This window comes from Akkermansia sp. KLE1798 (genome assembly GCF_001580195.1).
Classification (GTDB): Bacteria; Verrucomicrobiota; Verrucomicrobiia; order Verrucomicrobiales; family Akkermansiaceae; genus Akkermansia; species Akkermansia biwaensis.
In genome coordinates, this window is the sequence record NZ_KQ971087.1 from 84,025 (window position 1) to 96,541 (window position 12,517).

Here is a 12,517-nt window from a genome sequence, read left to right on the forward strand (position 1 = left end):
CTTTCCGCCACATGCACCACGCCTTTCACAACGATTCCGGAAACCCGGCCCCCAGCCTGTGGGCGCTGAGCCCCCTGCTGGTGTTCTTCCTGCTCTACCTGGCCATCTCCGTGGCGGTGCAGGACTTTTACGCCGTGCCGGTCACCGTGGCGTTTACGGCGGCGGCCATCTGGTCCATAGCCATCACGAAAGGGAAAAGCATCACGGAACGGGTGGACCTGTTCTCCGCCGGAGTGGCCAACCGGAACATCCTGATGATGATCTGGATCTTCGTGCTCGCGGGGGCCTTCGCCCAGTCCGCGCGGGACATGGGGGCCATAGACGCCACGGTCCGGCTCACCCTGCACCTCCTGCCGGACAACCTTCTCCTGGCCAGCGTCTTCATCGCCTCCTGCTTCATTTCACTCTCCGTCGGAACGTCCGTGGGAACCATCGTGGCCCTGGCCCCGGTAGCCGTGGGACTGGCGGAAGCCACAAACGTCAACACGGGCATGATGACGGCCATCGTGGTGGGGGGCGCCTTCTTCGGCGACAACCTCTCCTTCATTTCAGACACCACCATCGCCTCCACCCGCACGCAGGGCTGCGCCATGCGGGACAAATTCCGGGCCAACGTCAAGGTGGTCCTGCCCGCCGCGCTGCTCGCCCTGGCCTGCTACATGCTGGCGGGCTGGAATGTCCAGGCGCCGGCGGCAGGCGCGGACGTGCAGATAGAATGGCTCAAGGTGCTCCCCTACCTGCTGGTGCTGGCCACGGCCCTGGCGGGCGTCCACGTGATGGCCGTACTGACCCTGGGGCTGCTGGCCACGGGAGCGGTCGGCGTAGGCATGGGCTACTTCTCCTGCATGGACTGGTTCCGCTCCATGGGCGATGGCATGACCGAAATGGGAGAACTCATCATCGTCACGCTGCTGGCGGGCGGCGTGCTTGCCATGATACGCTTCAACGGCGGCATCGCCTACATCATTGAAAAAATTACGCGCCATATCCGGGGAAGGCGCGGAGCGGAATTCAGCATTGCCGCGCTGGTCTCCCTCGCCAACCTCTGCACGGCGAACAACACCATCGCCATCATCACGGCGGGCCCCATCGCCAAGGACATCAGCGACCGCTTCAACATCCCGCCCAGGCGCAGCGCCAGCATTCTGGACACCTTCTCCTGCCTGGTCCAGGGAGTCATTCCCTACGGCGCCCAGATGCTCATGGCCGCTGGCATTGCGCAGGTCTCCCCCCTGCTGATCATGAAATACTTGTATTACCCCCTGATTCTGGGGGCCTGCTCCGTGACGGCCATCATCCTCGGCGGGAGGGCGGACCGGAAACATGCCCCCGGCCCGGAAAATCCGGCCTAGGCATTCGGGAAAAATCCCTCTCCCGGAGCGCGGGGGAAAAGGGGGCCTGTTACCGACATGTTACTCTTGTTATCCGCATGTTACTCAACATATGGGGCAAACATGTTATCATACATTCATGAGCCTTCATATAGAACCCACAGAAGAAGCAGTAGAAACCCTGCGCAAGGAAAGGCGAAAAAATTACATTGCCGCACTGGCAACATCCATTCTCTCCGTAGTCCTTGCCGGGGCCATCCTCTACTCCCTGACCATCATCATCGCCGCGCCCGAAGAACCCAAGGTCGTAGGCTACATCACGCCTGACGACGCGCCGCCTTCAGATACGCCGCCCCCGCCGGAAGTGCAGAGGGAAACCTCCTCCGCATCCCATGCGGAAACTCCCGTCAAGGTAGTGGTGGCCGCTGCGGCCGCCCCGGTGAACCTGCCCAAGATCGACATTGACCCTCCCGACGAACCTGTCATGCTGGAAGAAGGGAACATGCTCGGCATGGGGAACGGATTCGGCCCGGATTTGGGAGACTCCACCTCCGCCTTCGGTTCCAAGGAACCCGCGGGCAGCACGCTGGTAGGCACCTTTTACGATACCAAGCAGACGCAGGGCGGACGCCCCACCGACCTGTCCCAGGAACAATTCTGCTCCATTCTTTCCCGCTTCGTGAACCGGGGCTGGAATGAAGCCGACCTGAACCGGTTTTACAAATCCCCCCAGCAGCTTTACGCCGCGCAGTTCTACGTTCCCCGAACCTCCGCCAGTGAGGCCCCCAAGGCCTACGGCTGCGCGGACAAGGTGAAGCCCAGCCGGTGGATCGCCATCTACCGGGGGAAAGTGCGCGCGCCCAAATCCGGAACGTTCCGCTTTGTGGGCGCGGGGGACGACGTGATCGCCGTCCGCTTCAACAACCAGAACGTATTCGACTACGGCTGGTTCCAGGCCTCCCTGGGCAAAATGACGGCGGCGCAGGACATGAAATGGATCAACGCCATGCAGAACAAGCCCGGCAACGACGCCCTGAAAAAGGAACTCAGGGACGCCGGAATCAACGTGCCGCCCTCCACCTTCTACAAATACTCCACCTCCAAGCACTGGAATGACACCATGGGCGGCGTGGTCGCAGGGAAAACGTTCACCGTCAAGCAGGGAGATGTCTATCCCATTGAAATCCTGATCAGTGAAATCCCCGGCGGGGAATTCGGCATGACCCTGCTGCTGGAGGAAGTGGGCATGGAGCCCATGAGCAAGGACCCCAAGACGGGCGCCCCCATCCTGCCGCTGTTCCGGACCAATTACGGCGTGCCCAAGCCGGACAAGAACAAGGAACACGTGCCTTTCGACGAAATCGGCATCGTCTGGGAATCCGTGAAATAACCCACGGAAACCCTCCGTTCCCCCTCATTCATGCCCGCAGGCCTCCTGCGGGCATTTTGCTTGTCTGGAGGCCGGGGATGCCTTAGCCTCCGGACATGATGCAGCCCTTCCGCTTCCATCCGATCTACCAGCCCCGCATCTGGGGCGGACAGCACATGAGAACCCTGCTGGGACGGGAACTTCCCGACCGGGAAACGGCCTACGGGGAAGCCTGGGAAATCAGCGACAGACCGGAAGCCATGAGCATCGTGAAGGAAGGCGAATGGGAGGGCCTGCCCCTGCACCGGCTGTGGGAGGAACACCGGGAGGAAATCTTCGGCCCCGGCTATGAACGCTTCCCGCGTTTTCCGCTGCTGTGCAAAATACTGGACGCGCGCGAAAATCTTTCCGTCCAGGTGCATCCTCCGGAACGCACGGCGGAGGCATGGGGAGGGGAAGTAAAAAATGAAGTCTGGTACGTCCTCCACGCGGAACCGGACGCCCTGATCTACGGAGGCATGGAGGAATCCGCCACGGAGCAGGACATATACCGCGCGGCGGACGCGGGCCGGATGGAGCAGCTCATCCGCTCCGCCCATCTGAACGCCGGGGAACACCTGTACATTCCCGCCGGACTGGTTCACGCCATCGGCGCAGGCCATCTCATCGCGGAAATCCAGCAAAACAGCGATACCACCTACCGCCTCTACGACTGGAACCGGACGGACGCCTCCGGCCGGGGGAGGGAACTGCACCTGGAACAGGCCCTGGACTCCATCCGTGAATTCAGGGAACTCAGCCGCGATCCACGCTACCTGTCCGACACGCCCCACTTCACCTCACGGGAATGCCGCCTGGACAGTGGGGAACGGTTCATTCCGCAGGACCCCTCCCGCTTTGCCGTGCTGACGGTGCTCCGGGGCGGCGTGGCCTGGGACGGCAGAGAGGCCAGGCAGGGGGAATTCATTCTCTCCCCCGTCCGGTCCGCCGCCGTAACGGCCACCGAAGGGGACACGGTTCTCCTCTCAACGACGGTTTGAACAGTCCAATATGACAAAAAGGGTGAAGAATTCCGCACAAAGCCGGGGCTTTCACACTTTTTCGTTGCAAAGAAAGAGGGCGGCTCTTAGTTTGGACTAAACTTTTCCTGCACCAGTCTCCCATTCCTTGCCTTCCGACGGTCGTATGAACAACCTTTCCACCATCGCCACGTATCTTTCCCGTGTCTCCGGCCAGCTCCAGCCCATGCTGGAAAAAGTCCAGGGCATGGACCGCAGGACATTCCTGCTGGAAGCCGCCGCCCTGCTGGCCCTGACCAGCTGTGCGGAAACCTCCGGCAAGGCCGGTCCGGCGCCCATGATCTCCTTCACCCCCTCCAGCGTTCCGCTGGTGAAGCGTTCCCCGCGCCAGCTCCTGACGGAATGCAACGTGCAGCCGATGCTCATGCCCAAAACCTCCCCCCTGCGCCGGCGTTCCTCCCGCATGAAGCCCCGCTTCATCACCATGCACAACACGGAAAACCCGTCCGCAGACGCCATGCAGCACGCCCGCGCCCTGAACAACGGAGCCCTGCGGTGCAACTGGCACTACACGGTGGACCCGTACGTGGCCATGCAACACCTCCCTTTGAATGAAACCGGCCGCCATGCGGACCGCGGCGGCCCCGGAGACATGTACTCCATCGGCATTGAAATGTGCGAAAAGCGCGGACAAAGCATCGTCAAAACCTTCGACCGCGCCGCCAAGCTGGCCGCCTACACGATGTACTCCCAGAACATCCCGCTGCGCAACGTGGTGCCGCACTACTACTGGACGGGCAAGCGCTGTCCCCATCTGCTGCTGGACAACGGCAAGCCCGGCTTCAAATGGTCCTGGTTCATCTCCCGCGTGGACTACTACCACCGTTGCATCAGTTGAGTTCCCGTGCTCTGCTGCAACCCGGCAGGATGAGTCCCCAGGGAATCCCGGGGAAAAAATCCTGAAGCTGTGCCCATTTCCCCTATCCGCAGGTGCGGAACATGTCCCCGTCCCTGATCCGGCCGCACCGCAGGGTCCATCCCTCCTCCGGCTTCCGGATGGGGCATTCCCCATTCATTCCGGTTTGCGGCCGCGCCTTCTTGATGCCCTTTGATGTCCTTAAAGAACGGGTCCGGAAAAGAAATACCCTGCGGGCCAACCCGCAGGGTAATGATGAAAACCGGAAACCGGACAGGGAAATCCCCGGCGCACCGCGCCGTCAATTCTCCACCCGCCGCTTCGGCCTTTGCTGAAATCCCAGCTTTTAGCTCTTCCTGTCCGGGGCGGGCGCCGCTGCCGCCTTGGGTTGCAGCGGCAGGGTCTTCATGCGGGTCACGCTTCCGTTGACGCGCACGGGCACCACCCTGGGCTGCTCGGAATAAAGCTTCACGTTGCCCACCTTGCCGTTTTTCCAGGAGAAATCCACGGTAATGTTGCCGCGGGCCTTCAATCCCTTCACGGAACCGGACGGCCACGCATCCACGGAGGAAGGCATGATTTCAATGCCGCCTGCGTGGGATTGCAGCAGGATTTCACACACGCCGCCCACGATGCCGAAGTTGCCGTCCATCTGCATGGGTGGGTGCGTCGTCAGCATGTTCGGAAGGGTATTGTACTTGAGCAGGCCCTCAAACATTTCATGAGCCTTGTTTCCGTCCCCAAAGCGCGCCCAGAGAGCCGTGCGCCAGGGCCACGTCCAGGAACGGCGGCTGTCGCCGGTCGTGCCGCGCCATTCCAGGGACAGGCGGGCGGCCTCCGCCAGCTTGGGCGTCTTGAGCTTGGTGATCTGGTTGCCGGGGAAAACGGCAAAGAGGTGGGACGTATGGCGGTGGTCCGTCTTGGGAATGCGGTCGATCATCCATTCCTGAAGGTTGCCTTCCTTGCCGATCTTGTTGCCGGCCAGCCTCTTCAGCTTGCCTTCCAGGCTCTTGGCCCAGGAGGCGTCCTTGCCCAGAATGCGGGCGGCCTTGATCGTATTGGTGAAAAGTTCCGCAATCAGCTGCTGGTCGTGCATCACGCCGTCTTCACGGGGGCCGTGTTCGGGAGACCATCCGTCCGGAGCCACCAGGGTGCCGGCCTTGATGTCGGCCAGTTCCTTCTGCTGCTCTTCATTCAGGGGCTTGCCGCCGGACAGGAAGCCTTCGCCTTTCGCGCCCAGTTCCTTCAAATGGTCTTCCCAGAAATGGCAGATCTCCTTCATCAGGGGATAGGCCTGTTTTTCCAGATACTTCCTGTCTCCGGTGAAGGCATAATGTTCCCATATGTGCAGGGCGTACCAGGCATTACCCGGAATGTTCCAGGCCCACCCGTTGCCGCCGAAGATGTTCTGGGAGGTGCGCACCGTCCAGCCGCGCACCGGCTTGCCGTCCTTGGTATTGAACTTTTTATTGGCCTGGGAGGCGTCCCGGCAGCCGGGAGCCATGGCTTCCACGTAATCAATCAGCGCCTGGTGGCATTCGGAAAGATTGGCGGGTTCCGCGCCCCAGTAGGCCATCTGGACATTGATGTTGTTGTGATAGTCACAGGCCCACGGCGGACTCACGTACTCGTTCCAAAGACCCTGGAGGTTTGCGGGAAGGGTTCCGGGCCGGGAGCTGGAAAGCAGCAGATAGCGGCCGAACTGGAACATGGTTTCCTCCAGGTCGGGATCGGACGGCTTATTCTTGTAGGCTTTCAGGCGTTCCGGGATGGGAAGTTTGGCCACCTCCGGCTCAGTTTTGCCGAAGTCCACTTTCACGCGGTCGAACATGGACTTGTACTGGACAATGTGCGCCTGTTTCAGCGCGGCATAATCCGTAGAGGCGGATTTGGCCGCATAACGGTCCAGCTTCCTGGCGGGGGCCTCCCCCTTCCAGTCTTTCTTGTAGTCCATCAGGTAGTCCGTCTCCATGGCGACGACAACCGTGCAGGAATCCGCGTCTTTCACGGAAATCTTGTCGCCGGAGGCGGAAACGGTGCCGCCCTTCGTGCGTACCAGGATGCGGCCTTCAAAATTCATGCCGTTCTTCAGGGTACCTTTCCACGTGAGTACGGGGCCTTTGGCGGAGATGTCCGCATCCACCTGGCAATTCACGGAAAAGTCCGCGTTGAAACTACCGGGCTTGCTGGCGCGGTAGTTGATCACCAGGACATTGGCGGGGGTGCTGGCAAAAGCTTCACGGTCGTAGGTCACGCCGTCGGATTTGTAATTCACCTTGTAAATGCCGTCGCGCAGGTCCAGGGCGCGGGTGAAGTCCTCCACGGACACGGAGGCGGGCTGGTCCCCTTTCTTGAAGTCCACGAACAAGTCGCCGAAAGGCATGTAGTTGCCGAACTGGTTGGTCCCCGCATTCGGACCGTAGCCGTAGCCGCCCCCCGGATTGGGGCCGCCGGACCAGAGGCTGATCTCGTTCAGGGCAAAACGTTCGCGGTTGGGGGCGCTGAAAATCATCGCGCCCACGCGGCCGTTGCCGATGGGATAGCCTTCCGCTTCCCATACGGCGGAGGGCTTCTTGTATTTGCCCAAGCTGCCGTCAGGGTTTTTGTCCGCCTGGGGATAGACGACCACGGCAGGCTTGTCGTCCCAGATCAGATTGGAGGCGGAAGGCTTGTCCAGCGCGCTCCAGCCAAGCGACACTGCACTTACGGATAAAGCGGAGAAGAGAAGAGATTGAAGATGCATTGCTTTATTAATACTCTCATAAAAATACCCTTCCTGCAATCTCTATCTTTCAGCCTTCTTCATCGTGCGTCCAAAAAAAACCGGGACTGCCGCGGGGGGAAAGATCCGGTCCCCGGCCCTTTTCAGCAGGCGGTTTTCCCCGCAAAAAAAGAGGACAGGAAATTTCCTTGCCTTTCCCCGGAGGCTTCATACCGTTGCCATCATGTTGAAAAGGTTTGCCTCCATTCTTCTCTCCCTCCTCTTTCTCGGAGCTTCCGCCGGACTGGCCGATAGCAAGGTCACGGTTCCGGATATTTTGAAAGACCGCATTCCCCTGAAAAAGACGGAGCATCAGCTCAACATCGTTTATTTCCTGGGCAGTGATACGGAACCCGTGCCGGACTACGAACGCCGCATCAGCGAACTGATGCTTTACCTCCAGCAGTTTTACGGAAAGGAAATGCAGAGGCACGGCTACGGAGCCAGGGCCTTCGGGATGGACATCAAGTCGCCCGGCCGCGTCAACATCATTGAATACAAGGCCGAGAATCCGGCCAGCCATTACCCCTACGAAAACGGCGGCGGATGGAAGGCGGCCCAGGAAATTGAAAAGTTTTTCAAGGCCAATCCGGACAAAAAGAAAAGCCAGCACACCCTGATCATCATGCCCACATGGAACGACGACAAGAACGGCCCGGACAATCCCGGAGGCGTTCCCTTTTACGGCATGGGCCGCTATTGCTTCGCCCTGGACTACCCCGCCTTCGACATCAAGCACCTGGGCCAGCCGACCAAGGAAGGGAGGCTGCTGACCAAATGGTACGGCGGCCTGGCTCATGAACTGGGTCACGGCCTCAACCTGCCCCACAACCACCAGACCACGTCCGACGGCAAGAAGTACGGCACCGCCCTGATGGGAGCGGGCAACTATACGTTTGGCTCCAGCCCCACGTTCCTGACCCCCGCCAGCTGCGCGCTGCTGGACGCCTGCGAGGTGTTTTCCGTCACACCCGGCCAGCAATACTACCAGGGCAAACCGGAAGTGGAAACCAAGGGCATTTCCATCTCCTTCAAGGGGGACCAGATCCTGATTTCCGGAAACTACAAGAGCCCGCAGACCGTCAAGGCCCTGAACGTTTACGTCCAGGACCCTCCCTACGCCGTCAACCAGGATTACGATGCCGTCTCCTTCTCCGAACGCCTCGGGAAAAAGAGCGGAAAATTCTCCATGAAGATCGACAGGAAGGAACTGGATGGACTGAAGGACAACGAATTCCGCATTTCCCTCATGTTCGTGCTTGCCAACGGCCAGCAGATACAGAAGCACTTCAAGTTCCTGCGGGACGCCCTCCAGGACTACAAGGACGCGGACAAATCCTGATTAAATCCTGGTTCCTGCGCCCTTCGTATGGGCGGACGGCAAGCTGAATCAAAGAAAAAGATTCCTTCTCCGGGCATTCATTCTCCCCGCCAGAGGCCGAACACCCGGCCCAGGCCTTCACCAGGCAGGCGCACGCACCCGGCGGCGCAGAACGGCTCCCGGAATCTTCCGTCTCCGGAAAACCGTGCATTCATCCCGGCACGCATCCGGGGAACCAGTGATTATTCCTTCAGGTGCTTCCGCCAGTCGGAAGCGTTCTGAGAGTAATAAATCGCTTCCTTTTCAAGCTCCTTCATGCGGTCGTCCGGAGCCGCTTCATTCCCGTCCCGGTAGAATTCCGCGCCGCGCTGGGGCTTGAGCACCACCATGTCGTCCCCCCGCAGGTAGCCGATGTACTGGTAATTGCTCACGAAGTAACGGGAACGGTACGAGGGTTTCAAGGCATCCTTGCCGTAGAAGGAGGCGTCATAAGGCCATTTCAACAGGCCCAGAAGCGTGGGAAGCACGTCTATCTGGCTGATCGCCGTCTCCCGCCGTTCCGGCTTCAGCAGGGCCGGAGCGTAAAAAATGGAGAAAATGCGGTGCGTTTCCGGATTGAGCGATTTTTTTCCGGCGCTCCCGGCGCCGTGGTCGGCCACAAAAACGAACAGCGTGTTGTCAAACCAGGGCTTGCTCCTGGCTTCCTCCACAAAGGCCCCCACGGAATAATCCGCGTATTTCACGGCTCCCAGGCGTCCGGTGTGGGAGGGAATGTCAATACGGCCATCCGGATACGTATAAGGCCGGTGGTTGGACGTCGTGAACACCACCTGCAGGAACGGCACTCCGCGTCCGCAGGACTCATCCGCCTCACGGACGGCGCGGCGGAACAAGTCTTCATCACAGACGCCCCAAATGGTGGAATGGGTCACCTCGGAATCATCCATGGAGTTGCGGTCCATTACCTGGAACCCGTTGTTCCCGAAGAAATAATTCATGTTGTCAAAATAGCCGTATCCCCCGTAAATCCATTTGAGGTCATATCCCTTTTCCCTGAAAATGGAACCGATTGTCCGGAGGTTTTCATTGCCCTCCCGCCGCACGATGGACATGCCGGGCAGCGGCGGAATGGAGGTGCTCACCGCCTCCAGCCCCCGCACGGAGCGGGTGCCCGTGGCATACGTGTTCGGGAAAAAGATTCCCTCCCGGCCCAGACGGCTCAGGCATGGGGTGATGTCCTCCCCGTCCTTCCGGCATTCATTCAGGAATTCCGCGCCCATGCTCTCCATAATGACCACCACCACATTGGGGCGGATGGCCTCCGCGGCGGGGCGCACCTGTCTCTTCACGCTTCCGGAGGCGGCATCCGGTACGGAAGTATCGTCCGCCGTAAACTCCCCGGCCAGAAACGCCGCGGCATCCCGGTCCGGCAGGGTCCTGTAATAGGTCCGGTAATCCAGTTCATTCTTGATGAAAGCGCTGAACAGGCTGTAAAGGCCGTCCTTGGCCATTTCCGAATTATAGCGGTTGCCTACGGCATCCGCGTCCTTGATGTCCACCAGCCAATAACCGCCTGTAACGCACAGCAGCAGGGCGGCCACCACGCAGCCGCGCTTCCATCCGCGGGGAGCTTCAGCATTCCCGGGAATCAGGAAGCGGCGCATGCCCCACGCCGCGAGTACGGAGACGGCCAGAATGCCCAGCAGAATGGGAATAATGGGGTAGGACTCGTAAATGTTCCCGATCACTTCCTTGGTGTAAATCAGATAATCAACCGCAATGAAATTGAAACTGGCCTCAAACTCGTTCCAGAAAAAAGCCTCCGCCACGTCTTCAAACAGGCTGGCCAGCGCAAACAGGAAAAACCACGCCAGGGTGATCCAGCGGTCCGCCCTGCCCCCGGCCTTGCTGCGGGGCAGAAGCCACAGATAAATGGCATAGGGCAGAAGCCAGTAGCACATCGTGATCAGGAACTCCGTTACAAAAACATACCCCGTTTTCAGCAAAGGCAGAAAACCGAAATCCATGTTGCGGTATTCAAAGAACACCGTAAACAGGTTTTCCACTACTTCAATCCCGAACGCAAACAGGAGAAACGGCCAAAACCTGCCCCAATAATAACGAATCATGGCCTCCAGAAATATGGTGGAGGAAACAAGCCGTCAATGCCACATTACAACATCAGGACGGCAAGGCTGTCATCCGGTCTCGGGCACAGCATTCCTCCCCTGCCGGAAGGCTGGAACGCCCGGCAGATTGCCTTGAAAATTCTGGAATTAAACCACGTCCAGCCCTGAATCCCAATCCTTCCAGACGGGTTCCAGTCCGGCTCCCCGGATGGCGCAGACCACCTGTTCCGGAGAACGCTGGTCTGAGATCTCAAATTGCTCCGTCGCCTTGCATTGCCCCTTCTTTTCCTCCGGCAAATCCACCACGTTCCCCCGCACCGTCAGGTGGGCCGTGGCCGTTCCCACCCCCGTATAACCGCCCGGCTCCGTCCGGGCAATGGCGGACATATGGGTCATGCCCAGATGCATCAGCGCGTTTCTCATGGGCTCCGGCTCACGGGTGCTCACGGACATGCCTATCTTCGGGAAGCAGATGCGCAGGGCGGTCATGAGCTGGACAAAATGGCGGTCATCCAGCATCAGTTCCGGGTCAGGCTCATATTCATAATTCCCGGCATAGGGCCGCATGCGCGGAAAAGCCACGGAAAGGGCGGCTTTCCAGCAGTGCTTCTGCAAATAATCCAGATGGGCGGCCAGGGCCACCGCCTCCCGCCTCCACGGGGCCAGCCCGAACAGCGCGCCGATCTGGATGCGCCGGAACCCGCCCTGGTACGCCCGTTCCGGACAGTCCAGCCGCCAGTTGAAATTCTTCTTCATCCCCGCCGTATGCAGGGTTTCGTAAACTTCCCGGTCATAGGTCTCCTGATAGACGGCCAATTGTTCCGCCCCGTGATGCACGATTTCCGCGTAACGGTCATCCGGCAGGGGGCCGATTTCCAGCCCCAGGGAGGGGATGAACGGATGCAGGGCGTCCAGGCATTTCTGAATGTACCCGTCCGAAACGAACTTGGGATGCTCCCCGGCCACCAGCAGGATGCTGCGCAGCCCCAGGCCGTGCAGGTAGCGCGCCTCCTGAACCACTTCATCCACCGTCAGGGTGGTGCGGATGATGGGATTGTCCCGGGAAAAGCCGCAATACTTGCAATTATTGATGCACTCGTTAGACAAGTAGATGGGGGCGAACAGCCGGATCGTCCTGCCGAAATGCAACCGGGTCAGCCGCCGGCTCTCCTGTGCCATCGCCTCCAGCCGGGCGTCGTCCACAGGTTCCAGCAGGGACATGAAACGGCGCACGAGGGGAGAGGGATGGGCCGTCAGGGTGCTTAATTCTTCAGAGAAGGACATAAGGATAACTAATCAGGAATGAGAGACGGGCGGTCCCGGTGCGGAATCTCCGCACAAGGGCCGGAAAAGCCCAATTTGCTCCCTTCTGCGCCGGGGATTCCATCCTTTACCGTGTCATTTCCCGGTGCGGCGGGATTCCGGGAGAAAAGGAGAGGCTGCAAATCGTCGTGACAGACGGCCTTCCGTGGACTAATCTGGCCTTATCCTCCCATGACCTCCACGCCGAACAGCCTTTTCCGCCATTACCTCGATTCCCTGATCCAAAGGGGAACCACACGCGCCAGCCTGACGGAGGAGGCCCGGGACGTCCTGAGAACGTGGTACCTGACCGCCAAAAAGGGAGGCCGCGCACATTCCCCGTCTTCCCCGTCTTCCCCGTCTTCCCCG

Annotated in this window: 8 protein-coding genes; 5 read left to right on the forward strand and 3 right to left on the reverse strand. The window is 60.0% G+C overall.

The genetic code is table 11. The annotated features are described in order from the left end of the window. The first annotated feature begins 11 nt into the window (after positions 1–11). From HMPREF3039_RS08730 to HMPREF3039_RS08745, 4 genes are all read left to right on the forward strand, one after another. Positions 12–1,352, forward strand: a complete 1,341-nt coding sequence (locus HMPREF3039_RS08730) for a Na+/H+ antiporter NhaC family protein (RefSeq protein ID WP_067572714.1) — start codon at positions 12–14, stop codon at positions 1,350–1,352. Positions 1,353–1,470: 118 nt separating this feature from the next. Next, positions 1,471–2,721 carry a hypothetical protein gene (locus HMPREF3039_RS08735; RefSeq protein ID WP_067572712.1) on the forward strand — a complete coding sequence of 417 codons (1,251 nt, stop codon included), beginning with the start codon at positions 1,471–1,473 and terminating at the stop codon, positions 2,719–2,721. A 95-nt stretch (positions 2,722–2,816) separates the two neighbouring features. Beyond that, a complete protein-coding gene (locus HMPREF3039_RS08740; RefSeq protein ID WP_082770226.1) occupies positions 2,817–3,740 on the forward strand; it encodes a type I phosphomannose isomerase catalytic subunit in 924 nt (307 codons plus the stop codon). Between the two features lie 145 nt (positions 3,741–3,885). Further along, on the forward strand, positions 3,886–4,617 hold the full coding sequence (locus HMPREF3039_RS08745; protein WP_067572711.1) for a peptidoglycan recognition protein family protein: 732 nt from the start codon (positions 3,886–3,888) through the stop codon (positions 4,615–4,617). A gap of 364 nt (positions 4,618–4,981) precedes the next feature. Here HMPREF3039_RS08745 and HMPREF3039_RS08755 read toward each other — a convergent pair whose 3' ends face one another. After that, the gene (locus HMPREF3039_RS08755; RefSeq protein WP_067572707.1) at positions 4,982–7,333 is read right to left on the reverse strand and encodes a glycoside hydrolase family 95 protein; all 2,352 of its coding nucleotides are present in this window, start codon (positions 7,331–7,333) and stop codon (positions 4,982–4,984) included. A gap of 247 nt (positions 7,334–7,580) precedes the next feature. Here HMPREF3039_RS08755 and HMPREF3039_RS08760 point away from each other — a divergent pair, with 247 nt between their 5' ends. Continuing rightward, positions 7,581–8,738, forward strand: a complete 1,158-nt coding sequence (locus HMPREF3039_RS08760) for a metallopeptidase domain-containing protein (protein ID WP_067572705.1) — start codon at positions 7,581–7,583, stop codon at positions 8,736–8,738. A 221-nt stretch (positions 8,739–8,959) separates the two neighbouring features. On the opposite strand, the gene HMPREF3039_RS08765 is transcribed toward HMPREF3039_RS08760, so the two are convergent. Together HMPREF3039_RS08765 and thiH are read right to left on the reverse strand one after the other, a co-directional pair. Further along, positions 8,960–10,846 (reverse strand): LTA synthase family protein, encoded by a 1,887-nt coding sequence (locus HMPREF3039_RS08765; protein WP_067572703.1) that lies wholly within the window; start codon positions 10,844–10,846, stop codon positions 8,960–8,962. 147 nt (positions 10,847–10,993) lie between these two features. Continuing rightward, on the reverse strand, positions 10,994–12,130 hold the full coding sequence (gene thiH / locus HMPREF3039_RS08770) for a 2-iminoacetate synthase ThiH (protein WP_067572701.1): 1,137 nt from the start codon (positions 12,128–12,130) through the stop codon (positions 10,994–10,996). Positions 12,131–12,517: the final 387 nt, after the last annotated feature.

Bases quoted from the DNA above. Each gene is read 5' to 3' on its own strand.
- HMPREF3039_RS08730 (WP_067572714.1), top strand. From the start codon at position 12: ATGCACCACGCCTTTCACAACGATTCCGGAAACCCGGCCCCCAGCCTG.
- HMPREF3039_RS08735 (WP_067572712.1), top strand. From the start codon at position 1,471: ATGAGCCTTCATATAGAACCCACAGAAGAAGCAGTAGAAACCCTGCGC.
- HMPREF3039_RS08740 (WP_082770226.1), top strand. From the start codon at position 2,817: ATGATGCAGCCCTTCCGCTTCCATCCGATCTACCAGCCCCGCATCTGG.
- HMPREF3039_RS08745 (WP_067572711.1), top strand. From the start codon at position 3,886: ATGAACAACCTTTCCACCATCGCCACGTATCTTTCCCGTGTCTCCGGC.
- HMPREF3039_RS08760 (WP_067572705.1), top strand. From the start codon at position 7,581: ATGTTGAAAAGGTTTGCCTCCATTCTTCTCTCCCTCCTCTTTCTCGGA.
- HMPREF3039_RS08765 (WP_067572703.1), bottom strand. From the start codon at position 10,846: ATGATTCGTTATTATTGGGGCAGGTTTTGGCCGTTTCTCCTGTTTGCG.
- thiH (WP_067572701.1), bottom strand. From the start codon at position 12,130: ATGTCCTTCTCTGAAGAATTAAGCACCCTGACGGCCCATCCCTCTCCC.